The sequence below is a fragment of the Trichococcus collinsii genome (assembly GCF_900107505.1).
Classification (GTDB): domain Bacteria; phylum Bacillota; class Bacilli; order Lactobacillales; family Aerococcaceae; genus Trichococcus; species Trichococcus collinsii.
The window spans coordinates 223659-247314 of record NZ_FNQH01000004.1; the positions used below are offsets into that span (position 1 = coordinate 223659).

At 45.2% G+C, this 23656-nt stretch carries 22 protein-coding genes; 9 read left to right on the forward strand and 13 right to left on the reverse strand.

Annotated features, from left to right (window positions below):
* The first annotated feature begins 37 nt into the window (after window positions 1-37).
* The 5 genes from BLV66_RS11140 (at window position 38) to BLV66_RS11160 (ending at window position 3759) form a co-directional block, all read left to right on the forward strand.
* Window positions 38-748, forward strand: coding sequence for a Crp/Fnr family transcriptional regulator (locus BLV66_RS11140; protein ID WP_086986237.1), 711 nt, complete (start codon window positions 38-40; stop codon window positions 746-748).
* A 108-nt stretch (window positions 749-856) separates the two neighbouring features.
* Window positions 857-1147: a hypothetical protein gene (locus BLV66_RS11145; protein WP_086986238.1), complete on the forward strand. Its 291-nt coding sequence runs from the start codon at window positions 857-859 to the stop codon at window positions 1145-1147.
* A gap of 48 nt (window positions 1148-1195) precedes the next feature.
* On the forward strand, window positions 1196-2119 hold the full coding sequence (locus BLV66_RS11150; RefSeq protein ID WP_086986239.1) for an exonuclease domain-containing protein: 924 nt from the start codon (window positions 1196-1198) through the stop codon (window positions 2117-2119).
* Between the two features lie 11 nt (window positions 2120-2130).
* Window positions 2131-2985 carry a MurR/RpiR family transcriptional regulator gene (locus tag BLV66_RS11155; protein WP_086986240.1) on the forward strand — a complete coding sequence of 285 codons (855 nt, stop codon included), beginning with the start codon at window positions 2131-2133 and terminating at the stop codon, window positions 2983-2985.
* 402 nt (window positions 2986-3387) lie between these two features.
* Window positions 3388-3759 carry a hypothetical protein gene (locus tag BLV66_RS11160; RefSeq protein ID WP_086986241.1) on the forward strand — a complete coding sequence of 124 codons (372 nt, stop codon included), beginning with the start codon at window positions 3388-3390 and terminating at the stop codon, window positions 3757-3759.
* Between the two features lie 235 nt (window positions 3760-3994).
* Here BLV66_RS11160 and BLV66_RS11170 read toward each other — a convergent pair whose 3' ends face one another.
* The 7 genes from BLV66_RS11170 to BLV66_RS11195 form a co-directional block, all read right to left on the reverse strand.
* Complete coding sequence (locus BLV66_RS11170) at window positions 3995-4885, reverse strand: DMT family transporter (RefSeq protein ID WP_086986243.1); 891 nt, start codon at window positions 4883-4885, stop codon at window positions 3995-3997.
* 182 nt (window positions 4886-5067) lie between these two features.
* Window positions 5068-5196, reverse strand: coding sequence for a hypothetical protein (locus BLV66_RS15805; RefSeq protein ID WP_256327902.1), 129 nt, complete (start codon window positions 5194-5196; stop codon window positions 5068-5070).
* A gap of 50 nt (window positions 5197-5246) precedes the next feature.
* The gene (locus tag BLV66_RS11175; protein ID WP_218131841.1) at window positions 5247-6467 is read right to left on the reverse strand and encodes a MalY/PatB family protein; all 1221 of its coding nucleotides are present in this window, start codon (window positions 6465-6467) and stop codon (window positions 5247-5249) included.
* Window positions 6468-6773: 306 nt separating this feature from the next.
* Window positions 6774-8582 carry a DUF4153 domain-containing protein gene (locus tag BLV66_RS11180; protein WP_086986244.1) on the reverse strand — a complete coding sequence of 603 codons (1809 nt, stop codon included), beginning with the start codon at window positions 8580-8582 and terminating at the stop codon, window positions 6774-6776.
* Between the two features lie 44 nt (window positions 8583-8626).
* Complete coding sequence (locus BLV66_RS11185; protein WP_245826687.1) at window positions 8627-9457, reverse strand: ABC transporter permease; 831 nt, start codon at window positions 9455-9457, stop codon at window positions 8627-8629.
* Entirely contained in the window at window positions 9454-10383 is a 930-nt protein-coding gene (locus tag BLV66_RS11190) for an ABC transporter ATP-binding protein (protein ID WP_086986245.1), read from the reverse strand. Before BLV66_RS11190 ends, BLV66_RS11185 begins: the two co-directional genes overlap by 4 nt.
* 197 nt (window positions 10384-10580) lie before the next feature.
* A complete protein-coding gene (locus tag BLV66_RS11195; RefSeq protein WP_086986246.1) occupies window positions 10581-11564 on the reverse strand; it encodes a lactate/malate family dehydrogenase in 984 nt (327 codons plus the stop codon).
* 158 nt (window positions 11565-11722) lie between these two features.
* On the opposite strand from BLV66_RS11195, the gene BLV66_RS11200 reads away from it, so the two are divergent.
* Window positions 11723-12379: a TetR/AcrR family transcriptional regulator gene (locus tag BLV66_RS11200; RefSeq protein ID WP_086986247.1), complete on the forward strand. Its 657-nt coding sequence runs from the start codon at window positions 11723-11725 to the stop codon at window positions 12377-12379.
* 105 nt (window positions 12380-12484) lie between these two features.
* The gene (locus BLV66_RS11205) at window positions 12485-14506 is read left to right on the forward strand and encodes an ABC transporter ATP-binding protein/permease (protein WP_086986248.1); all 2022 of its coding nucleotides are present in this window, start codon (window positions 12485-12487) and stop codon (window positions 14504-14506) included.
* Window positions 14507-14864: 358 nt separating this feature from the next.
* Here BLV66_RS11205 and BLV66_RS11210 read toward each other — a convergent pair whose 3' ends face one another.
* Window positions 14865-16268, reverse strand: a complete 1404-nt coding sequence (locus BLV66_RS11210; RefSeq protein WP_086986249.1) for a hypothetical protein — start codon at window positions 16266-16268, stop codon at window positions 14865-14867.
* 1013 nt (window positions 16269-17281) lie between these two features.
* Here BLV66_RS11210 and BLV66_RS11215 point away from each other — a divergent pair.
* Window positions 17282-18094, forward strand: coding sequence for an AraC family transcriptional regulator (locus BLV66_RS11215; protein WP_159072203.1), 813 nt, complete (start codon window positions 17282-17284; stop codon window positions 18092-18094).
* Between the two features lie 26 nt (window positions 18095-18120).
* Here BLV66_RS11215 and BLV66_RS11220 read toward each other — a convergent pair whose 3' ends face one another.
* The gene (locus BLV66_RS11220) at window positions 18121-18687 is read right to left on the reverse strand and encodes a P-loop NTPase family protein (RefSeq protein WP_086986250.1); all 567 of its coding nucleotides are present in this window, start codon (window positions 18685-18687) and stop codon (window positions 18121-18123) included.
* Window positions 18688-18823: 136 nt separating this feature from the next.
* On the opposite strand from BLV66_RS11220, the gene BLV66_RS11225 reads away from it, so the two are divergent.
* Window positions 18824-19405 (forward strand): GNAT family N-acetyltransferase, encoded by a 582-nt coding sequence (locus BLV66_RS11225; protein WP_086986251.1) that lies wholly within the window; start codon window positions 18824-18826, stop codon window positions 19403-19405.
* 369 nt (window positions 19406-19774) lie between these two features.
* Here the strand turns inward: BLV66_RS11225 and BLV66_RS11235 are convergent, their stop codons facing one another.
* The 4 genes from BLV66_RS11235 to BLV66_RS11250 are packed head-to-tail and all read right to left on the reverse strand — an operon-like array spanning window position 19775 to window position 23400.
* Window positions 19775-20974 (reverse strand): ABC transporter permease, encoded by a 1200-nt coding sequence (locus BLV66_RS11235; RefSeq protein ID WP_086986253.1) that lies wholly within the window; start codon window positions 20972-20974, stop codon window positions 19775-19777.
* Window positions 20971-21654, reverse strand: a complete 684-nt coding sequence (locus BLV66_RS11240; RefSeq protein ID WP_086986254.1) for an ABC transporter ATP-binding protein — start codon at window positions 21652-21654, stop codon at window positions 20971-20973. The genes BLV66_RS11235 and BLV66_RS11240 overlap by 4 nt, the downstream gene beginning before the upstream one ends.
* Window positions 21655-22899, reverse strand: coding sequence for an efflux RND transporter periplasmic adaptor subunit (locus tag BLV66_RS11245; RefSeq protein WP_086986255.1), 1245 nt, complete (start codon window positions 22897-22899; stop codon window positions 21655-21657). It lies immediately after the preceding gene.
* A gap of 3 nt (window positions 22900-22902) precedes the next feature.
* The gene (locus tag BLV66_RS11250; protein WP_086986256.1) at window positions 22903-23400 is read right to left on the reverse strand and encodes a hypothetical protein; all 498 of its coding nucleotides are present in this window, start codon (window positions 23398-23400) and stop codon (window positions 22903-22905) included.
* Between the last annotated feature and the right edge of the window lie 256 nt (window positions 23401-23656).

Below are 23656 nucleotides of genomic sequence, written 5' to 3' on the forward strand. Positions count from 1 at the left end.
GACTGCATGTCCCATTCCGAAACGGAGGATTTGCCAAATGAACGAACAAACTAAAACTGCCCACAACTGCAGTGGCGCGTGCTCTTGCAACGCCCACCGCTCCTGCATTTCGCTTGTGCCGATCTTCAATCACTTGGAGCCGGACCAGATGGACGAAATCATGTCCGTCACGCATCCGGCGACCTACAAAAAAGGCGAACTGCTCTACCGCCCCGGTGATACGTCGGATACACTCTACATCCTCCATTCTGGCCTGATCCGCATTTACCGGCTGGCCGAGTCCGGAAAAGAGCAGCTCGTGCGTTTCCTTAATCCGGGCGATTTCACCGGTGAGTTGGCCATCTTCAGCGAATCGAAGCACGAAGCCTATGCCGAAGCCGTGAAAGAGACCCAAGTCTGCCGGATGCAAAGGAGCGATCTGCAGCACTTTTTGTTGAAATACCCGGCGATCTCCCTAAAGTTGCTGCAGGAATTTTCTAACCGTCTGGAAAAGTCGGAAAGACAGACAACCTATGTGGCGACCGAAAAAGTCGAAGCCCGTTTGGCCCTATATCTTGCCGAATTGGCCACAAAGGACGGCGACACCATCACTTTGCCGATGTCTAAGAAGGATCTGGCTTCCTACCTCGGGACGACTCCGGAAACAATCAGCCGAAAGATGGGTTCGTTGGAGGACCATCACCTCATCAAACAGTTGAGCCACCGGGAAATCGTCATCCTCGATCTCGATGGCCTACTGTTTCTATAAAACACGATTGCCTTTCCGCCAAGCGGGAAGGTTTTTTGTCGGATCACAACCGTACTCCACAAGCGACCTTTGTGGTAGAATAGGCTTACGAAAAAGGGGGAAATTTTGATGACAGAAAAAATGAAGCAGGGGCTTTTGTTGGCCTTTGCCACGGTTGTCGGTTTCGTGATCGGCTACCTGAATCCGGAGACTTCCCAAGCGCTCTTATCAGCCATCGGTTGGATTGCGGGAATCGGCATGTTTTTCCTCTTCCGACGCTCCAATAAAAACCCGTCCCGGGACTATACAGCAAGCTGGCCCTATATTTTGATCCGCATGCTGTTGTTCTTCATCATCGGCGCGGCTTTGGGCAGCATGATCCCTTATTACCAACAGATTATGGCTTTGCAGCAGCAATAGCCTATTTATTCATTATTCACTAAATAACCAAAAGGAGTATGCCTAAACATGGATTACGTCGCCATTGACTTTGAAACTGCAAACAGCCGTGGTGACAGCGTCTGTTCCATCGGCTTGAGCCGCTTTTCCGAAGGGAAGGAAATCGATCGCTATTACGCGCTCATCAATCCGCGCCAATATTTCAGCCGCGGGAATATCCAGATCCACGGCATCACCGAGGCCATGGTCGCCAGGGAACCTTCCTTCGACGAACTTTATCCGGATATCCGTTCCTTCATAGGGGAAGATCCTTTGGTGGCCCACTTTGCCCAATTCGACATGAGTTGCCTCCAGCAAACGATCGAAACCTACAAGCTGCCGAAGATGCAGAATGAATTTTTCTGTTCCTGCAAGATGGCGCAGCGTATGCTGGACCTGCACAATAACCGCTTGCCGACAGTGTTGGACTACTTCGGCATGACGATTGATAACCACCATAACGCCGTGGAGGATGCGGTCGCCTGCGGGCTGATCACCAGCAAAATGTTGGCGCAATACGACTACGATATCCAAGGCTTTTTGGACGAATACCAATACCGGATGGGGAAATTGTTCTCGCATGCTTTCGGAGTCGCGAAAGGCGGCAAAAGTACCCCCGCCAAACGGGCAAAAACGGCAGCACCACTGAAGCCGAAGAGCCTGCTTTTCGATAAGGAACACGTCTTTTACGACAAGCACGTCTGCTTTACCGGCCGGTTCCAAAAACTGAAGCGCAACGATTTGGCTCAGTTCGTTGTTGATGTCGGCGGCCACTTCGACGCCAATCTGAGCTACGAGACGCTTTACCTGGTCGTCGCCGACAGCGATTGGCGCAAAATCGGCACACCGAGCGAGAGCCGTAAAATCCAAGCCGTCCGCGAACTGCAAGGCAGCGGCCACAATCTGACCCTGCTTTCCGAATCGGACTTCTTGCGCATTTTTTTGAAGAAATGAGGTAACAACAGATGAATATCTTCAGTAAAATGGACAATTTAGTGAGCCTGACCGAAAACGAGAAAATTTTGGTTTCCTATATAAAAGAAAATCCCGAAACTTTCGTGAAGATGACTTCCGCGGAAATCAGCGAAGCCAGCTTCATTTCGAACGCAACGATCTACCGTTTGTGCAAAAAATTGGATCTGGCCGGACTTTCTGAATTGAAGATCCTGGTCTCGGCTTCGGTCGGCGACTATCTGAAGGAACGTACGACCTTGGATTTCAATTATCCGATCCATCCCAACGAAACCCAATACCAGATTACGCGAACGATGCAGGAACTCTATGAGCAGACGGTGGTGTCCTCGCTCAACAATCTGGATCTGGAACAGCTGCGGCAGGCGGCTTCTTTGATGAAGAAGATGACAGCGATTGACCTATATACCTCTGCCGGGAATTTATTTTTCGCCGAAAACTTCAAGTTTCAGATGCAGGAAATTGGCAGATTCGTCAATGTCCCGATTGAGGAGTATCATCAACGTTTGACTGCGGCCGCCAGCGATCCTTCGCATCTTTCCATCGTTGTTTCATACGGAGGACGGGGCACGGTCATTCCCGAAATCGTGAATATTCTGAAGAATAACCGATCGCCCATCCTGTTGATCACATCCACTGAAGAGATTCCTTTCGCAAGCGCTGCCACGCACCACCTGTACATGAGCTCAAACGAAAGCCATTACAATAAGATTTCTTCATTTTCGACTAGGCTTTCTTTGCTGTTCTTGCTGGATTGTCTCTATACCAGCTATTTCAAACTCGACTACGAGCGTAATGTCGCACTGAAAATGGATTACTACAAAAAAATTAGCCGAATCACTTGGTGATGATCATCAGAACGGCCACTCCTTCTGAAAGGATTCTCTCAGTGTTCCAACTATAGGGATGTAAGTTATGAGAGATTTCTTTCATTCGGGTCTCGACATCTTTTCTCATAAACAGTTATGTCTTATACTAAGTGCATCCATAAAAGAGTTGCCTTCATTTCCTAATGACAGGTTCCTCTTCCCGGCGTGAGATCGCTCAGTCAGTAAGCGTCGGAAAAATGACTCCATTCTTGAGAAGAAAGTCCTTCAACTGCATACTGCCATATGCAATGAGGCCTTCTTCTCTATGAAACCCGGACAAATCTGTCCGGGTTTTTGGTTTATTTTAGGCTTGTGCTTAGCTTCTTGGTATAATAGGCACGAAGGATTGCTATTGTTTTTCTTGCGAAAGAAGGAATCGATATGTTTAAAAAGACAGGAGACAGATCAGGGGAAGTCACCTTGTACAGCGGTAGGATGAGTTGGTGCCGTAGCGAACAGTCCGCCCTGGATGGCTTTGGCTTTTTGACTGACAAACAACTCCGCTTTGATATGCCGGAAATAGCCAAAATCATGACGAAAATTTTCTTTAAACCCTTCTCAAAGGCCTTCGCTGACGGCATCTACGATATCGCCATCCCATACGATGACATTAGAAGCGTACGTCCAGGTACTTACGGCCTCCGCAAAGCGCTGATTATTGAAAAGAAAGACGGGACCCTCTTTAAGTTTGCAGTCACCCACTATGACACATGGGAAAAAGCCCTCCTGAAACGCATGACAAAAATCGCTTAACAACTGAACGTTTGCCGAACGAAAGGGGTGGTCTCAATTTGGAGGCCACCCCTTTCGTTGTTGCTTGCTAGTATGTTTTTTCTGGGTTTCGCATTCGTGGCGGAATTCCCCACCAACGTGGTTTCGGCGGTTTTTCTGACTATTATTTGAACTGATTTTCCCCGCTGAAAAGCTTTTGACGGGTTATTTCTGAGCATAAATTCAATTCCCATATAGAAGGGAGACGGCCTTTTCGCTAATTTTCGCTGATCGCTATTTGTTTCTCTTTGTTGCCAAAAAATTCATTCAGGAAGGCCGCAGCCAATATCAGCACGCCCCCCACCAATTGCACGGGTGACAGATCTTCTTTCAGGAATACCGCTGAAACAACGATTGCCGTCACCGGGTCCACATAGCTGAGTACAGCGAACGTTTGACTCTCGACCGCTTGGGCGCCTGCAAACATCAGCACATAAGCTATCCCCGTGTGGATGATCCCCAGAAAAAGCAGATTGGTGATGGAGCCCCCAGTCAATTGTCCTAATCCGAAACCGGAAGTCAGCGCGACGTAAGGCGTCAGGATTCCGGTAGCGATGACGAGCGTCAGAGCCGTCAGAGGGATCCCGCCAAGACCAGTGATTTTTTTGTTTGAGAGGATAGCAACCGCATAGAAAAATGCTGCACCCAATCCGAATCCGATCCCGATTGGATGATTATATCCTGCCGCGTTGGGGCTCACTCCGATAATCAGGAACATCCCCAACATCGCCAAAGCAACACAAGCAAGTTTCTTCGCGGTCAAGGCTTCCTTGAAAACGAATGGCGCCAACAGCGTCATGAAGATTGGCTGGAAATAATAGCTCAATGTCGCATTCGATACAGTCGTGTAACGGAAAGCTTCAAACAGCAGAATCCAGTTCATGCCGACCGCAAAACCCGAAAGCAACAGGAATTTAGCATTTTCCCTGATTAGCGCCAAAGGAATCCTTTCCTTGCGCACCAGCAAGGTTCCCCAAAGGAACAGGCTCCCCAAAGCCCCCCGGAAGAAGGCAACCTGATTGGAAGCCAAATCTATATTTTTAACGAAGATGCTGATCGTCCCGAATATCAGCATCGACAGCATCACTTTCCCTTTTCCTTTCGACACAACCCCACACCTTTCCTTATTGATAAAAATAGTACACCCATCATATCACAGAGTTTACCGGCCGGGACAGGTTTGACGCAAAAAAACACGGAACGCGCAGCCAACCGCGTTCCGTATTTTTGAATGAATTATTTGCCATTAAGCCATTACCTCGTACGTTCCTCATGCGAGTTTTTCCGAAACTAATCGATTGCCGCAGTGATGATGGAAGCTTCCCTGATCTCTTCTACTTTTTTTGGTTTCTTTGCCTTTTCAGGTTTCTTTTCAGCGAAATAACGGACAACGGATTCCCATCTAATAAAATTTTTCATGGTATTGCTCCCTCCTTCTCGATAAAACGCACAACTAACTAGTTTACTGGTTAATGTTGGATTCTATATAAAGCTTCCCCAAGGCGATCAAGCGTGTCTTCGATCACTTTGGTTGGCGCTGCCAGATTGATGCGCTCATAGCCCTCGCCCTCTTCACCGAAGATATAACCTTCATCAGTAAAGAACTGCGCTTCTTCCCGCATAAACTTTTCCAGTTCTTCCGGCGCTAGTCCCAGTGCCTTGAAGTTCACCCATTGCAGATAAGTCCCCTCAACCAAGGGTGCGGTAATTTTAGGGAAATTTGCGGCGAAGAAGTCGCGCACCAGATGCTGATTCCTGTCGATGACCGGTATCAGATGATCAAGCCACTGTTCCGCATCATCGTAGGCAATCCGGCACCCTTCCAAGCCTAGCGTCCCAACCATACCGCAGGCGACACTGCCAAGCGCATCGGACATTTTCTTCCGCAAAACTTCATTTTGGATAATGATGTTGGACGTGCACAGGCCAGCTAGATTGAATGTTTTTGATGGTGCAGTGCAGGTGATCGTCCTTTCCGCCACCGCATGGGAAAGCGTCTGGAAAACCTTATGTTCGTAGCCCGGCATAATCAAATCGTGATGGATTTCATCCGCAACAATAATCATGTCATAGCGAAGCACGATATCTGCTAAACGGGCCAGTTCCTCTTCCGTCCACACCCTGCCGACCGGATTATGCGGACTGCAGAAAATAATCAGCTTGTTCTCCTTCTTACGGCAGAAATGATCAAGCCCTTTAAAGTCGATCGTGTAATCGTCCGCGCGATTCAAGAGCGGATTCCTGACGACTTTCCGGCCTGCGTTTTCGATAGCTCCAAAGAACGGATAATAGACCGGCGTCATGATGATGACACCTTCACCTGGCTGAGTATAAGCCCGGACCGCTGCATAAAAGGCAGAGACGACGCCAGGACTGGTCAGAATCCATTCCTTCTCCACCTCAAAATTGTGCCGGCGCCGTTGCCAATCGATTACTGCTTGGTAGTAGCCTTCGGTGGGTATACTGTAGCCCAATATGTTGTCTTCCAAATATTCCTGTAGCCCTTTGGTGATTTCGGGCGCAGTCCTGAATTCCATGTCCGCCACCGTAAGCGGCACCACATCATCCGCTACATCCGGCATCCATTGATACATCTGTTGCCACTTCACGGAACCTTTGTCTCTTCTGCTGATGACCGATTCGAAATCATATATTTTTTTGTTTCCTTCAATCTCCATCCCATACACCATATTATCTCTCCCTTCCCGATTGCGTGAGATTTAGTCACACAAAAGTCAGATAAGCACCTCGTTTCAGGATGCAATTCAATTATTAAACTAACTATAAGGGGGTTTTTTCCAAAAGTCTAATTTATCATAACAATTTGGGTCACAAAACCTCACACCATATATAATCCAATCGCCGAAACCCCATCTAACTACCCTTCTTCTGCGTCACTATTCCTTACATGTTCATTCATTGATAAAAATCAAAAAAGCCCCGGTTACGCTCTAATTGCGCACTGGGGCTTTGAAGTATACTTGCGGACCTCTTATTTACTTGAATTCCATGAAGATATAGAGATCTCCACCGGTAAAATCCGGTGTGCGCTCCAAGGAATTGACCAAAATATTCATTCTGATCTGGTCATTTTCGGTAGTTACCGTCGCATCCTCGATTGTCAGATTCCCTTTGTCGAATCCGGAAGTCGCAGCCTCCTCGAAAATCGCATCGTACACTTCGCGGGTATTATAAACGATCAATTTCTCTCCTGTCGCATCCTTTACGGTCAAAACATAATACGTTCCATCCAATCTTTTTTCCAATTGGTATGGTTGGCCGTTCACTTCAAAATCGGTAGTTTCGACGGGGCTAGTTTCGACTTCGGAATAGTAGAGATACTGATGGATCATGACATCGAAATTTGCGATTCCCACAACAGGATCGGCATCCCAGTTCAGATAGACGAATTCGCCCTCACCTTGCGGATATTCCGTTTCGGAATAGGTCATGTCAAATCCGTAGGTATCGCTGAAATCACTGTAGACATTGAAATCGCTCGGCAAGTAGGCTACCTCTTTATTGTAGCCCATGTTGTCGATGTAGGACGCGACCTTTGTGATGACGATCTTATCGTCGATGGAAACATCACTTTTCGGAACGATTGCGTTATCCACCAACATATCATTTTCCAATAGTTTCTGTTCCAAAAAGCCAATCTGGTTGTTCTTGCTGACAGTAAAGGCATCGATCGGCGGAATGATGGAAATGGCCGACAACACAAGCAATGCGATAGCGATCAAACCATTATGCTTCGGTTTCATGAAGCTGAAGATCACACCGGCTATCGTCGCGAAGATGCCGAACAGGATGACATAATAGCGGCCGTGCGTGACGCCCATCTCCCTGATTTTCAGGAAGGAGGCGACGGTCTGGAAGACGACTATCGGAATCAGGATCTTAGGAAAAATCTTGCGGAACAGGTCGGCAAATTTATTCTCGAGATTGCAGGCAAGGATATAGACGATGATGACGATGATCGCATAGGAAACAAGCAACGGCTCCATAAGATTGTCTGTCCAGAATTCCCCTCTGATATTCATGACGACATAGATCACAAGGATCAACGTGTAGATGGCCGTCAAAGGAATGATGATGTAGGAAATCAGGATTTCCAGGAAGCGCGGCACCATAAATTGACGATCGAGCGTTTCCCCGCGCTTCGCCCATGCCTCATCCGGTATCAATTCTTCACGTTTGCCCGGATACAGCGGCGTCATCGATAAGAAATAGATCGGCGCAAACAAGGAACCTACAATATTCAAAAGATGCGTGAGAATTTTGAAATCAAGATTGAAGAGAAGGTAATCAGTGGCGTAAAAAATGGCGCTGATTCCGCCTGCCAATACCCCCGTGAAGAGCACCGTCGTGAAGAATGCCTTCAGCGCCGAAAGGAAGCTCCGATGGAACGGAACCTTCACGCTCTTTATTGAAGGAATCCAAATGAAGGCGATCATAAGTGCGAACAGCGCCACACCCGTTTTGACATTAATGGCTATATTGTACTGCGTCTGCGGGCCGACCGCGAAATAATAGCCGGTCGTTAGCAACACAGCCCCACCCATCAGCAGATAGCGGGCATTCAGTTGCGTGAAGAAACGTTCATAAACCATTTGGCCAACGATGCTCAGCATCGCCCCTACCAAAAAAGTGAACAGATAGCGGGCATAATCCTCGCGCGGGTTTTCGATCATGAAGCTGTTCAAAACTGCGACCGCGATCAAAAATAGCACGGTCAACGGATAACGACTGATGGAACGCCCCATTCCTTTGTAGGCTTTCCAAAACGCGTCTTTAAATTTCATTTTTGCCACCCCTCTCTTACAATTTCGCTGATGCGAAAAGAATGCTATTCAACCCTCTCTGTTTTCCTGCTTCTCTTTCGTTTATGCGTAAAATCTGCTCGTTGAAACGTAACTGTTGCCATAGTGAGGAATACGAGGCCGCAACCGAATACGGCGAGGCCGCTCATCCATGGCCTGAATATGAATCCATTTATATTCAGCGCTAATCCATTTTTGACCATTTCGGCATCTGTTCCGTTGTTTTCCAAGACAATTGCCCGAAAAAACATGGTCGTATAGGTCATGGGATTCGCATAAGACAGGTATTCCAAAAACGTCGGAAAAAGGCTCACGGGAACATAAGCACCGGATAAAAAAACCAGCGGGAGAACTACCGCTTGTCCAACGATTTGGTAGGTTTGCGCATCCCGAACGATGGTGGCAACCCACAGCCCCAAGGCAGAATAGACCATTCCTACCAAGAACATGGACAGGAAGACCAACACAATTGTATGCGGCTTTTCGAATCCCAGACCGGTGAACATCCCAATCACAAAAATGATGAAGCCTTGCATCGTCGCAATCAGGGCGCCTGCCAACAACTGTCCGAACGCTACCTGGAAACGATTGATGGGGCTAACCAGTATTTCCTTCATGTACCCTGAACTGATGTCCTCAATCGTAGTCGCCGCGATATTCAATGATGTTTGAAATACGGTGGCGATTGTCACGCCCGCAATGACATGATTGACGGAATTTTCTTGCAGCTGGTTTTGAAAAAGGGAGGACAATACATAAATGAAAGCAAAAGGCGTAAGAAAAGTAATCAGCAAGCGGATGCGGTTGCGCATAAAGTTACGCAGATTGCGCAAGCATAATGTCCAGATGGCTCTCACCCTGCATCACCGCCTTCACGGATTTTTTTGCCTGTGATTTCAAGAAAAACGTCATTCAGACTCCCTTTCGTAACCTCCAAGTCGAGAACATCATCCTTCAATGAATGGATTGTCTCAATAAATCTTTCCATGTCATCTACCTCAAGGTGCAAGTATTCCCCGCTTTTCTCATAACGGAACTCCTGCTGCAGTAAATAGATTTCAGCTTTTCGGGAATCTTTCACTTTCAATACGGCCCGCGTTTTGGTATACCGGGTTTTCAAAGCTTGCGGGGTATCATTGACGATGATTTTTCCGTCGTCCATGATAGCCACTCGATCGCACACTTCCGCTTCTTCAATATAGTGCGTCGTCAAGAAAATTGTGATATTTTTCTCCTTCTGCAGCTTCATGATATATTCCCACATGCGATTTCGTGTCTGGGGATCCAGCCCCGTCGTCGGCTCGTCCAAAAAAAGAACTTTCGGATAATGGACCAACGCGCGCACAATCTCCACACGACGCTTCATCCCGCCGGAAAGGGTAGAGACCGTCCTATTCCGCCATTCCAACAAATCAACGAGATCCAACAGTATTCCGATTCGTTCCCCTATTTCATCCCTTGGTACCCCATATAGGATGCAGTGAGCAACCAGATTTTCTTGCACTGTCATCTGCTGATCCAATGTAGGTTCTTGAAAAACGATGCCTATCGCTTTTCGAACTTTTTTCTGTTGCTTAGAAACATCTTCTCCATCAATCAAAAGCACTCCTGAGGTTTTATCGATTATCGTACATAGGGCGTTAATTGTCGTGCTCTTGCCCGCACCGTTCGGACCCAGAAAAGCAAAGCTGCTGCCTTCTTCTACTTCGAAAGAAACATCCTCCACTGCAAGGTAATCCCCATAAAATTTCGAGAAATTTTTCACATTGATTATGGCTGCCATCTCTATGCCTGCCTTCCCAACAAAATAAGGTGAGCGCATCCAACATTAGACCTGTTGCTGACAAAACGAAACGTCTATATCATAATTATGGATATCCATGCGCACCTTTGTCAAATTTTGCGATGCCTTTAAGGGCTTAGCAACAAAAAAGGCGCCATAAAAAAAAGAGCATAGCCTGTGGCCGTGCTCCCTTGTGATTACTGTTTGAATGGACCCGTCTTCGCATCCTTCATCGCCAATTGGATGTAATCGATGGAAGCATTGAGTTTGGCGGATTCCCACTCATCCAAAGCGACCCCGAATTGTTTTTCTACGCCATTACGGCCGATCAGACAAGGCATGCTCAAAGCAACATCGCCGTCATGACCGTACTGTCCGCGAAGAATCGTGCAGACGGGGTGGACGCTCTTTTCATCCAACAGGACCGATTGCGCCAAGGTGATGGCCGATTGCGCAACTCCTGCGTTCGTCCACCCTTTCCCGTTCAAGACATCGTAGGCCGACTTCACAACCGCTGCACCGATCGCTTCAGGATCCAGTATCTCCACTTCCGGGAAATGGCTTGCGAACTCCTCATAGCGGATGCCGTTTATCGCCAACCGGCTCACCACCGGGAATGCCGTGAATCCGTGTTCGCCCATCATGTAGCCGGTCACGCTTTTAGGATCGACACCGTATTGTTGCGAAATCACTTTCCGCAGACGGGCTGAGTCCAGCATGGTGCCAGTCCCGAATATCCGCCCTTCCGGATAGTCGAACTCGCTGGCCGCAATATAGGTCACCGTGTCCAATGGATTTGTGATCAGAATGATGATGGCCTCTTTTGTATATTTTATGATTTCGGCCATCACTTCACGGATGACCGCCGCATTTTTGCCGGTCAAGGAGGCGCGATCTGGAACGGCATTCGGATTGTTATCATCCTTCATGACACTCGGTCCGGCAGCGATAATGATGATGTCCGCATCCGCGCAATCGGCGTAATCCCCAGCGTGTACATCCACATTGGACATATAGGTCAATGCGGTCGCATGTGCCTGATCCAAGGCTTCCCCATGGGCAACATCCTTTAGAATATCGATTGTCGCGATTTCCGCAAATAATCTCAATTTCATTGCATCAGCCAACACATAGGAACCCACGTGACCCACACCCACAACAACAAGTTTATTTTTGTGCATCTTTTCCCCTCCATTTCTCATCATACTTTCATCTTAGCACCTTTTTAGTGATTTATCACATGTATTTCGTGAAAGAGGGCCCTTCACGGTGTCGGCTTGCAATAATCCGTCGGTCCGAGTACTATGGAAGCAACATCACTCAGAGGAGCATACGTTAAATGGAAAAGTTTGTGGAAGCTTTAAAACAAAAAATTCGCAGTAAAGAGGGTTTGTCGCCCAAGATGCAGGATATTCTGGATGCTTGTGTCGTGCTGTTCTCGACGAAAGGATTCTCCAACACCAGCACAAAGGACATCGCAAAAGCAGCCAATGTTGCTGAAGGAACCATCTACAAACATTTCGGCACGAAGGAAAATTTGCTTTACGCTACAATTTTCCCGATTCTGCGCGATATCATCTCAACGGAAGCGCTCATCCAAGTGAAGCGGTTCCGCAATTCTGCAGAGAACGCGCCATTTGAGCGGTTCGTGGAATTCATCGTGCGCAAGGATGTTATGATGCCGGAAGAGCATTTCCAGTCAGGAAAAATTTTTCTAACTGAAATGATGTACGATAAACAGCGTTGCCAAGAGTTCATCACGATGATCCCCAAGGACTTGATAGAAGGCATTTACGCAATCCTCGACGGCTATAAAGAAAAACATGAAATCGTCGATTGGCCGAATCCCGTCATTTGGCAATTCATCATGAGTATCCTGTTCGGCAATCACCTGACCCATTACGTCCTTTTCACGGATACAAAGCGCGACAAAGAAGCCGAAATCGTCTATCTGACCCAGCAGATCGTCAAAGGACTGAAACCTGATAAGCAATAGCATTGACAGCCCGTTCCCGAATCGCTATACTTGACTAATCAAACGGTGAGTAAATACTCACTCATCGTCATTTCTTTTAAAATAATAAGGAGGCATCCCATAACTATGGCTTTTGTCGAACTAAAAAATCTGAATAAATTTTACCCGATCAGCGGCGCAGAAGATTTCCAGGCACTCAAGGACGTCAACCTTTCCTTGGACAAAGGCGAATTGGTCTCAATCGTCGGCGAATCCGGCAGCGGAAAATCAACCTTGATGAACTTATTGGGCGGTCTGGATAGCCAGTTTTCAGGCGAAATAACCATTGACGGCCAAAAAATGAGCACGTTCAAGGAAAAAGATTTCGTGAATTACCACAAAGAGAAAATCGGCTTCGTTTTCCAGAGTTTCAATCTTGTTTCCCACCTCAGCGTGCTGGACAACGTCACATTGGCGATGACGCTGTCGAATGTCGACAAAAAAACACGGGTCGCAAGGGCGATAGAAGTCCTGAAACAACTCGGCCTTGAAGATCAATACAAAAAGAAACCCAGCCAGTTATCAGGCGGGCAAAAACAGCGTGTGGCCATAGCCCGCGCATTGGTCAATGATCCGGATATCATCATTGCCGATGAACCTACCGGGGCCTTGGACTCGCAGACAACGGATCAGGTGCTGGACATCATCCAAGATATCGCCAAAACCGGCAAACTCGTCATCATGGTCACCCACTCGGAGAAGGTAGCGGCCCGCTCCACACGCGTCGTCACAATCGATGACGGAAAAATCATCGGCGATATCCGTCAAGGAGAGATTGCCTTGCACGACAACGCGTTTGAATTACAACAGAAAAGTAAGAGTAAAAATCTCACTTTTCTTGCAGCAATCCGCTTGGCTCTTCTTAATATGAAGGAAAAGTTGGCCCGGAACATCCTTATCGCTCTTGGCGGCAGCATCGGAATCATGAGCATCATCGTGATGCTGTCCCTTGGCGAAGGCGTCAATGACTACCTGACCGAAACGATGAACGCCAATGTCAATCCGCTTGTCAGTGAAGTCCAGATGCCCGTCGTCATCGAAACCAACAATAGCGAAAACACCGATTCATCTATGATGATCACGACTCCTACCGGGGCTGAGATACCTGCCGGCTCTACGCCATCGGGTCCTCCTACGGGCGTAACGCAGTCCGATCCGTTCGAAGAAGAAAACATTGAGGAATTGCGGAATATTCCGCATGTCGCCGAAGTCAATCTGGCCTATACTTCTTTTACGATCGGAAGCGATAACGTTATCTTTGAAGATAATAAATACTCCTTCATGACTTTCGGGACGACCTCTGGTATGACCGATTCCAACATCCTTTTCGGGGCATTTCCTGAAGAAGGCGAGATTCTGGTCACAGAAGGCATCGCCAATCAGATGGGCGCTACTACAGAAGAAGCCATCGGAAAAGAAGTGACTCTGGACGTTACGATAGATGGTGAGTCGTTGGAAAAAAATTACATAATCAGCGGCATTTACACAGCCGGCCAAGCCATCGGCGCATTCGAGTCCGTATACATGTCAGCTGATTCCTTTGAAACATTGACTGCAGAGAACAATATGGAAGTGGAGCCCAATGTTGTCTACTTGGTATCTGAGGATCCTGAAAATACCCAATCCATCAAAGATGAAGTAGCCGCTCTAGGTTACCGCGGTTCATCAGCGGATGCCCTGGCTTCCACGTTCACCCAGATGTTGGATATCTTCACGTACATCCTTTCCGGGGTGGCAGGCATATCCTTGTTCGTATCCGCGATCATGATTTTGACAGTGCTCTACATCAGCGTTGTGGAACGGACACAAGAAATCGGCGTCATCAAAGCGATTGGTGGCCGGAAGAAAGATATCCGCCGCATCTTCGTTTCCGAGTCCTTCCTGATCGGCCTGTTCAGCGGAATTCTGGGCGTAGGCATCGCCTACCTCATCACCGTTGTCGGAAACATCGTTGTGGAGAATCTTTTTGACACGGCCATCCTGAATATGACACCGGCCTTTGCAGTATTCGGTATCGTCACCAGCGTGATCATCAGCATGGTCGCTGGCCTGATGCCAGCTCAAAAAGCAGCCCGCCTGGACCCAGTAGAAGCCCTCCGCCACGATTAAGAAAAAGGATACGATGAATTGCGGTTGTCAGCTTAGGCGGAACCCGCTGCAATTCAGAGTTCAACTTGCAGGATGTGATGATTCGCGTTTAGATACCCGGACGTTGGAGTCCCCCACGAAGTGAACCTCTTTTGTTCACTCCGCGGGGTGCGAAACGGTAGTGGTATCTGCGAATCAGAACTCAACTACAGGATAAGATGAATTGCGGGTAGGGGGCGAGCACTAAGAGGACAAACACTAAGCGGACGTTTTTTGTCCGTGTGTGGTTGTCAGCTTAGGCGGAACCCCCTGCAATTCAGAGTTCAACTACGAGCAACAAAAAGAAGCAGTCCGACTTTTGAGCCGGCTGCTTCTTTTTTTATTCCGCCAGGCGGATTTGCGCATAAAAGGTGTTCATCTGATCGGCCAATTCGCTTTCTTGCATTTCATGGAAAATACTCATCACATTATACAAGTATCGTAACAACCAATCAAACGCGTCCTTCTTCAGGCTAACGCCTTCCTTCATTTCTTGATCGATCTCCTTATGCAATGCATCGACCCAATGATCCCCGAGGACAATCCGCACCCGTTGGAACTGCTCCCGAAAAAGCTGCTCGATGGAAACTTCGCCCTCCCCAGGCATCCACTTGTTGCGGTTTGCACTCCGGTAATACCGAGGGATAAAATGCTTGAAATAAGGATCGGATTGTTGCAACAAGAAAAAAGCTGCTTCATATTTCCGATCGGCGATATAGTTATCCAACAAATAGGAAACCAAAATATCCCGAAAATCGATCGACAGTTTACGGACCACCAAATCTTTGTAGGTATCATTGACGGGCACAATGTCCAACTTAGTGTACAACGGCTGCCGGCTTGCACCCACAACCAATTCTTCGCGTTCCAAGAGCTTATGTGCCTCTTCCTTCGCCCTGTCATGCATGCCACGGGATCGAAAGACGACGAAACGTACCCATTTCAGCAACGCGCCTTCTTCAGCAGTCAGCTGAATGTCCGGATTGCCATCCAAAACCGCCGCGAAATTTTCTAATTTCCGGACCGTATCCGCATAATCATGATGCTCCCACTGGATATAACTCGCCTCATCCTTTTCGTAACGGAAGCTGATGAAAATCATCTGTAGCCACAGTTTTTTTATATCAGAATAACTGACGCGATAATGTAACTGTTGTCGCAACACTTCTTCCATCTGCGCCTTGATTCTGGTCCGCTCCCAACCCGATCCGATTGCTTCAGCTTCAAACAACTGAACGAGTTCAATCGACTTCCTGACATTGTATTTGTTTTCTATCATTAATTTATTTACAATAGGCCTGAGAATGAGGTGCGACAGCTTCACTTGATTCTTGAAATAAGGGAAAATAAAATAATCCTCATTTACCCTTTTCCGCAAAACCCCCGCATGCAGGGGCTGGTGTCCGAGTGGCCCGATTATCGGTGAAAAGTCTTTCAGCTCATACTCCCCTTCCATGAATTCCAGATTCGCATGACTGAAAGGATATCCTGCAGGAAAGTTTTGTTTGTAATAGAAGAGATACCACTCATGCGCTTCTCGTTCGTTCAGCAACAGTCGGTCCACAGAAATGTCTTCTTCGGCAAACCGCTTCGCGAAACGTTGCGCCTCATGAGATAATCGATAGTATTGTTGCGTATGCAGGAAATCATGCAACGTATGCTCTGTCACCGCGATTTTGTCATCCAGCACATAATCATAAATCGCGTAATAATACTCAAAAAAGAGACTATAATCACCTTTCATCTTTTGCACCTCCGGACCGTAATCCCTTACAATTCTAAATCTATTTTACCATATTGCTTACAAAACAAAGCAAGAAAGCCTACGCACCTGACTCGTTTGGCTGCCAAATACTGAAAATTGTGCAATTAACTGAAAGCTGAAACAAACATCCTACATAGAATTTATAAAAATTTATACAAATTCCGTTCAGTTGATATAAAAATGTTCAGTTATTTAATGACGTTTTCACGTGATGGTGCTATACTATACATGAAATACCGTTTATCGCATTAGGGTACAAATATACTACAGCACCTGAGGAATCCCAACCCATAAGCATTTCCAGAAAAGTATCCCTTCCTGGCCTCTCCTGTCCCTCACTTTTTAATGAGCAGAAATCCTAGTATCCAGAAAACAAATATTTTTACATCAGCTATATTGCGATTTCAAATCATTTGAAATCGCTAAAAAAGCCTTTAAGCGGGCTTCCAAGTGTAAATCACTGTAGTTATTTTGTTTTTGCACCTGTTTTTAATAAACAAAAACAGACTTTATGTCGATTACTCTCCTAAAATATTTCTGTTGCCTTTGGAACAGAAATTCATGTTGAAGTGGCCATTAAATTGCACGCCAAAATTGGATAGTGATCCTGTAGCCAGATACTTTTTTTGCAGTCGGCCGCGATTGGGAGGAGCGGCACCGATCCCTCAATCCATAAGCTTTAATGGCAAAATATTTGCCCCCTTTGTCGCATCAATAAATTGGGTTCGTTAACGGCAACATACTTTCCGCAATAAACTTATCATTTTTAGACGCTAGTTTGTACATGTCAGATTAAATTACATACATATTACAAATAAGCCTTTTTATGACAAGGATTAAATTTTTATATTTTTATAAAATATACTAGACAAACAAAAAAAATAGTATATTATTATTGTTATTGGCTCGTTCGGATGATATGGAATTTGAGTCAATTAATTTTCAAATTGTCGAACCGTTGCTATCAGATAGATTACGTTAGGAGGATTACTATGTACACCATGTCCAACATAAAAAACCTCTCCTTGAAGATTGTACTTGCTGAGAAGAATACAATCACAGCCGCCCAACCTACTAACTACCAAAAATTCCCTTATGTTAAACTTTTTTACGTTACATCTGGGGATGTTTCTTTAATAATGAAAGAAACGACGGAAAAGCTTTCAAAAGATCAATTGATCTTATTGAATCCAAATGTAGAGTATTATTGGGACCTGACAGGAGATAAAGCAGCAGAGATCATCGAAGTCGGCATCCACGGTCTGGAGTTCTCAAAAATCGGGGACGCAGAAAGCGATTTCTCTTACTACCGCCACAACGACGGTGAAAAAGAAACCGCAACTTTCCTGAATCTGTTGCTGGATGAAATGAGCACACGCAACCAAGGCTACGAAGAGGTCAGCAAACGCTTCGTCGAGATCATCCTGATCCACTTGTTGCGTCTGGAAGAATTCTCGATCCGCAACTCACTGAACAAAAAGAACCACAAAGAAATCCAAACGGTGAAGAACTACATGAAAGTGAACTACCACAAGAACATCACATTGGATGATTTGGTGGATCTGGTCCACATCAACAAATTCTACTTGATCCGTATCTTCAAACAGGAAGTCGGCATGTCGCCGATCGACTACTTGATCCATATCCGTATCGATGAAGCGCAAAAAATGTTGCGCAACACCAATATCGCAATCGCCGATATTGCACACTTGGTCGGCTTCCAGTCACCGTCACATTTCTCGAAAACATTCCGGGAATTGTCGAACTGCACGCCTTCGCAATACCGTCGTCAAGGAAACCAATAATACAAAAAGAAGAAGAAGCCGCTGTTTTATGCGGCTTCTTCTTCTTTTTGTTCCTCCAATGCCCGCAAATAATAGGCCGCCTCGCGCGGTCTGCGAAAATGTTGGATTTCGATACCGGCCGGCGCCTGATCGAATAAAGCAATCAAACCCGGACGGTTATTTTTGTTGAAGTTCCAAATGAATTTCATAAATTCCCAATCGAAGCGCTCCGGGCAACCCTCTCCCATATCGGGACGGGTCACTTTGCGGTTCAAAACGACGCGTTTCAAGGCGCGGTAAAGGCACAATCTTCTTGGGTAGTCGAAAAAGAAGACCGTGTCCACACGCTCCAGCCTGATCGGCAGACTCCGTTGGTAATTGCCGTCGATTATCCACCTGTCTTCTTTGACCAGTTCTTTTTGGATCCGGTCCTGTTCCGCATCAGAGCACAATTCCCAATCGGGCAGCCAATACAGTTTATCGAGATGGTGCAAGGGATGTCCCGTCAACTGCTGCAGCTTGCGTGAAAAAGTGGACTTTCCCGATCCGCTGCAGCCGATGACGACAATCCTCTTCATTGCCTTCCCACTCCCGCTGGCCTTAATCTTCGCCAAACCGACCCCTCCTTTTAAACGAGACTTCCTCTTCTATCGACCAGTTTACCACAGCAGAAATGCAGTGAACAGTAACTGATGCGCCTCCGCAACTAATGGTATACTGGAATTAAAAAAACGGAAGGAACGATGCAAGATGATACGAAAAGCCCAAAAAGAGGATTGCCCGAAACTCTACGACCTGATTCACGAGATTTTCGTTGATATGGAATTGCCGCTGCTCGACCTCCTGGAACCGGATGTTCTGAAAGCCGCGATGGTTCGAGCCATGCACGAGGACGTCTACCGATTCAGTTACCGGAATGGTCTTGTCTATGAAGAAAACGGTGAAATCCTTGGCTGTTGTTTCGGCTATCCGGGAGCTTCCGAACCCATCATCGATGCCGCACTCCGGACAGCTTTTGAGGAAATGCACGTCACGGCGCCCAGACTTTTCTCCGACAGCGAAACGTTTGCCGGAGAATGGTATTTGGATTCCATCGTGACGAAGCAGTCAGCGCGCGGAAAAGGTGTCGCCCACCAATTGCTGCAGGCACTGCCGACACTCGCGTCAGCAGTGGATGAAACCGTCATCGGCCTGAATTGCGAAAAGGATAATCAGCAGGCAAAAAAACTTTACGAAAAAGTCGGCTTCAGGACCGTTTCCGAGCGGATTTTGAGCGGGCATGTCTATGATCATATGCAGTGGGACTTCACAGGTGCAGACTTGAATAAATAACAAAAAACCAGCTTCCGTCTGTAAAGTAGTCACTCTATTTATTTAAGAAAAATGATAAAAATATTATAAATAAAGCACAGCATAGAGTTACTAATAACCCTAATTTTTTTCGTCTATTCTCCATGTGTCTACCCTCTTTTTTTGACTATCCTAATAAACATATACCAATTAAACACTATTCCCAACATCAATAATATTCCTCCGAAAACATAAGTATTCTTACTTACGTTTTCGGAGAAATCTAAGAAAAAAATAAAAACTAATGAAATGAACACTATCCCAAATATGAAATTAACGATTGTATAAAGTGATTTTTTCATACGTCATACCTCCAAATATTCAGTGTCACCTAAAATGGCACCTCTTGGATTATCTTAATGTTTCAATCAGGTCTTTTTTAGCTGCTGCTGAAGCAGGCATGACAGAAAAAATTAAACCGATCCCAGTCGATACACTTATTGCTAAAAAAACAGTTGAAAATTCAATCGAAATTGGAATATCAATGATAGATCCAATGATATATGCCAAACTTATGCCTACAATATAGCCCACAACCCCTCCAAACAAGGTCAGTGTGACTCCCTCCAAAAGAAATTGCATCCGAATGGAATTTTGGGTCGCTCCTAGCGCACGTCGAATCCCAATTTCCTTTGTCCTTTCTGAGACAGAAATATACATCATATTCATTACACCTACACCTGCAATAAATAGTGATATTCCGGCAACCGCTGAAATAAATACGGTGATCGTGCGGAGGATTTTACTGATCCCGTCAGTTAATAAGGCGGTGTCGAATACTTGATACTCACCAAAGGCTTTCATTGCGCCCTTTTCCTTGAGTTGTTCAATCACATCCGTTGTCACGGAACTAGGAGACACCCCTTTTTCTAAGGTTACGGTCAAGGAAGATTTTTCAGTTGTATCATTGAAATAGTGCAGATAAGTTTTTTGGGGAACTTGAATGTTGCTTTCTGGCATCGAAAATAGGCTTTCTGACTCCGTGCCTTGATAAATCCCGATTATTTTGAATAAATGGCCATCTAATTCAATGCCACGATCCAATGCGTTTTCAGCACTTCCATACATCTCTTCTGCGGTAACGGAATCTATCATAGCTACTTTATCCAACGTTTCATTTTCATATGCGGTCAGCTGGCGTCCGATAATGGGCTCCTTACCCAGATCATTTATTAAAGAAACCTGTTTATTTTGTTTTTTGCCTTTGATGTAAATGCCTTTATAAATGTTCGAATAATCGGGGTCAGGGTAATTTGCGGATTTCACTCCCTCAACTTGCTTTACGGTTGCAATGTCCACATCAGTGAAATAATCCAAACTGCTGTAGCTCAGACTATCGTTACTTGGGGCATAATTTACTTGTATGTTCACTTCATCCGATTCACCATTGGTTAAATTCTTTAACGTTTCTTTCTCAAATCCGCGGCCGATTGATAAAATAGTGATGACGGAGGCAATACCAATCACAATGCCAAATATCGTTAACAGGCTTCGTTTTCTGTTTTTTAAGATTGCTTTAGTAGCGGTTCGCCAATTAACGTATACATTCATTGGCGTAACGCCTTGTCTTCAATAATCTCGCCATCGCGAATACTTATTAACCTTGAACAATAAGGGACCATATCAGGGTTATGTGTAACGAGAATAATCGTAACCTGATCTTGGGTATTCAAATCCACAAACAACTTCATAATTTCCTCAGAAGTATGGGAGTCCAATGCCCCTGTCGGTTCATCCGCGATGAGGAATTTAGGCTGGTTAATCAACGCTCTGGCAATTGCCACGAGCTGCTGTTGACCACCAGATAACTGTTTCAGGTGTTTATCCGCTTTATCGGATAGGCCCACCTTTTTTAAAACAGCCCTAACCTTTTCTTCTGTTTGATGAAATTTATAGCCATTGTAAAGCAAGGGCAATTCAACATTTTCAAAAACAGTATTATTTTCGATCAAGCTAAAATTTTGAAACACAAAACCTACGGTTTGATTTCGAATTTTTGAGAGGATTTCATCCGATGAAGTCAATAAAGCCTTTCCCTCAAATAAGTACTGTCCTTCGAATTGTTTATCGATGAATCCCAGTAAATTGATTAAGGTTGATTTACCCGAGCCAGATGGGCCCATAATGGCAATCATTTCACCTGGAGCAATCGCCAGATTAATATTTTTTAGGACATGCAGGCTTTCTTCATCGTTCTTATAGTATTTATTCACATTAACCAAACTGATCATCTAATTCACCATCACTTCTTGGCCGTCTTTTAAATCTTGGGACGGATTGGAAATAATTCGATCCTTTTCTTTTAATCCCTCTGTGACAACAAAAACACCGTCTCTATTTTCTGACAGGATTGGCTGTTTTTTGACAGTTCCTTTGGAATAGACAAAAACATACTGCTTATCCTCTTCGTTCAAGATTGCCTTTTCGGGTATACGCAGTTCATTAACGGGTACATAAATTTGGCAACTATACCCATATTGTAAATTTTCTGATGGTTTTACTTTGAAGGAATAATTTGCCACATTAGATTGTGCAGTTGCAGTCCCCTCAGTAGCCGTAGACTCCGGCAATATACTGACTTCTGTAATCGTACCTGCAATTTTTTTATTACTGTTCAGCAATTTGATTTCCACAGCTTGATCTGTTGCTAAGTGTCTGTAATCATACTCGGAAACTAATGCTTTTATGATTGTGTCTTTGCCTAAAATTTTAATAACGGGAACACTCGCATTTGTTTTCCCTTTCGGTTCCACAATGGCGGTTCCGTCAGTTGTTGCTGCTACATTTGTTGTAATTTTATTCTTGGCAAGTTCGATATTTTGAGTGGAAGTGGATAAATCTAAATTTGCGGAATCTAGTGCTTGCTGGGCTTGTGAGATGACTTCTTCCTGGGAAGAGATAGCTTCTTTATACTGATCCATTTTAGCTTGTTCTTCTTGGCGAATGACTTGCCCTTCCATTGAATCGGCATCTGCATTATTGAATTTACTTAATGCTTCATTCAAACTATTTTGAATATTTTGTTTTTTTGCATACGTGTTGTCTAGATTTTCTTGTGCATTGTTCACCGCTAAAGTTAGTTTGTCGAGCGTTTGTTGCTGTTCCGTTATTTGATCTTGTACGGTTTCGTTTTGATAGACCAAGACTACCGTGTCTGCACTGATTTCTTGATTATTGGATACTAAAATATCGGAAACCTGACCCTTTGTCTGATCAAAATAGAATTCCTCAACATTTTGAGCCGAGACGGATCCGTTAAAAATTAAATCATCGGCTTTTTTTATCGTTACCGCGTCATAGGAAGCCACTGCAGGTTCCTGCTGCTGTTTTTGTTTGAAAAAAAATGCCGTACTGATCGCTAAAATGGCGATCACTCCCCATACGGCACTAAAGATTATGCGCTTCTTTTTGGACAGTGGTTTCATTTTAAAGCCTTTTTTATTCGTTTGTTCTTCCTTTGCCTTGTTTCTCTTCATTTCTTACGCCTCTGTTTCGGCTTTAAATAGGTAGATTATGGACAAAATCGCTGGTAGGGAAACAAGCGCTTGTAGACCAATACTTACGATCGAGATCATGCTGGCAAATTCGGTAAATCCTTGAATTTCTATTTTGGGAGTGAACAGCAAGGAATAGATGATCCCGGTTACGATCCAAAATAAATGGAGGTAGTAAGGCGTTTTTGCGGTCGCGACGCCTTCTTTCAGCTTTTTATGTGCAGATATGAGCATGATCAGGATTGCAATCGAGAAGATGACGCCGATAACGGCATAAGCTTTTGTTCCGATACTATTTGCTTGTTCATATAATTGCGTGGCTGAAGATCCGTAAACGTCTTCTGTGTAGAGCGCTTTGTCAGGATTTAAAATTCCCCGCAGCCCTAAAATTGATGTGAGCAGCCCCAGAGCTTTTAAAACTAATAAAACCATATTCCAATTTTTAGCCTTTTTAAGATAACCCTGTTTGTCTTTTGTCTTCATTTAAGATTACACACCTTTTCATTGATATATTTTGATATTTGGTTGATGACAGTTACCAATACTGATTTCAAGGTCAGCCGCATGGATTAGCTTTCATTTTTTAAAAAGTAGTATGTTCCAAAGAATATCGTAAGTACCATAAATGCGATTAAGTTAAACTGCAGCCTGGACAGTAAAACAATCATCATCAGAGCCATTAAACTTGTAGTGATACTATTTCGATTGATGATCAGCGTGACTATCAAACAAATGCATA

Bases quoted from the DNA above. Each gene is read 5' to 3' on its own strand.
- BLV66_RS11140 (WP_086986237.1), top strand. From the start codon at position 38: ATGAACGAACAAACTAAAACTGCCCACAACTGCAGTGGCGCGTGCTCT.
- BLV66_RS11145 (WP_086986238.1), top strand. From the start codon at position 857: ATGACAGAAAAAATGAAGCAGGGGCTTTTGTTGGCCTTTGCCACGGTT.
- BLV66_RS11150 (WP_086986239.1), top strand. From the start codon at position 1,196: ATGGATTACGTCGCCATTGACTTTGAAACTGCAAACAGCCGTGGTGAC.
- BLV66_RS11155 (WP_086986240.1), top strand. From the start codon at position 2,131: ATGAATATCTTCAGTAAAATGGACAATTTAGTGAGCCTGACCGAAAAC.
- BLV66_RS11160 (WP_086986241.1), top strand. From the start codon at position 3,388: ATGTTTAAAAAGACAGGAGACAGATCAGGGGAAGTCACCTTGTACAGC.
- BLV66_RS15805 (WP_256327902.1), bottom strand. From the start codon at position 5,196: ATGAAAAATTTTATTAGATGGGAATCCGTTGTCCGTTATTTCGCTGAA.
- BLV66_RS11175 (WP_218131841.1), bottom strand. From the start codon at position 6,467: ATGGTGTATGGGATGGAGATTGAAGGAAACAAAAAAATATATGATTTC.
- BLV66_RS11180 (WP_086986244.1), bottom strand. From the start codon at position 8,582: ATGAAATTTAAAGACGCGTTTTGGAAAGCCTACAAAGGAATGGGGCGT.
- BLV66_RS11190 (WP_086986245.1), bottom strand. From the start codon at position 10,383: ATGGCAGCCATAATCAATGTGAAAAATTTCTCGAAATTTTATGGGGAT.
- BLV66_RS11195 (WP_086986246.1), bottom strand. From the start codon at position 11,564: ATGCACAAAAATAAACTTGTTGTTGTGGGTGTGGGTCACGTGGGTTCC.
- BLV66_RS11200 (WP_086986247.1), top strand. From the start codon at position 11,723: ATGGAAAAGTTTGTGGAAGCTTTAAAACAAAAAATTCGCAGTAAAGAG.
- BLV66_RS11205 (WP_086986248.1), top strand. From the start codon at position 12,485: ATGGCTTTTGTCGAACTAAAAAATCTGAATAAATTTTACCCGATCAGC.
- BLV66_RS11210 (WP_086986249.1), bottom strand. From the start codon at position 16,268: ATGAAAGGTGATTATAGTCTCTTTTTTGAGTATTATTACGCGATTTAT.
- BLV66_RS11215 (WP_159072203.1), top strand. From the start codon at position 17,282: ATGTACACCATGTCCAACATAAAAAACCTCTCCTTGAAGATTGTACTT.
- BLV66_RS11225 (WP_086986251.1), top strand. From the start codon at position 18,824: ATGATACGAAAAGCCCAAAAAGAGGATTGCCCGAAACTCTACGACCTG.
- BLV66_RS11235 (WP_086986253.1), bottom strand. From the start codon at position 20,974: ATGAATGTATACGTTAATTGGCGAACCGCTACTAAAGCAATCTTAAAA.
- BLV66_RS11240 (WP_086986254.1), bottom strand. From the start codon at position 21,654: ATGATCAGTTTGGTTAATGTGAATAAATACTATAAGAACGATGAAGAA.
- BLV66_RS11245 (WP_086986255.1), bottom strand. From the start codon at position 22,899: ATGAAGAGAAACAAGGCAAAGGAAGAACAAACGAATAAAAAAGGCTTT.
- BLV66_RS11250 (WP_086986256.1), bottom strand. From the start codon at position 23,400: ATGAAGACAAAAGACAAACAGGGTTATCTTAAAAAGGCTAAAAATTGG.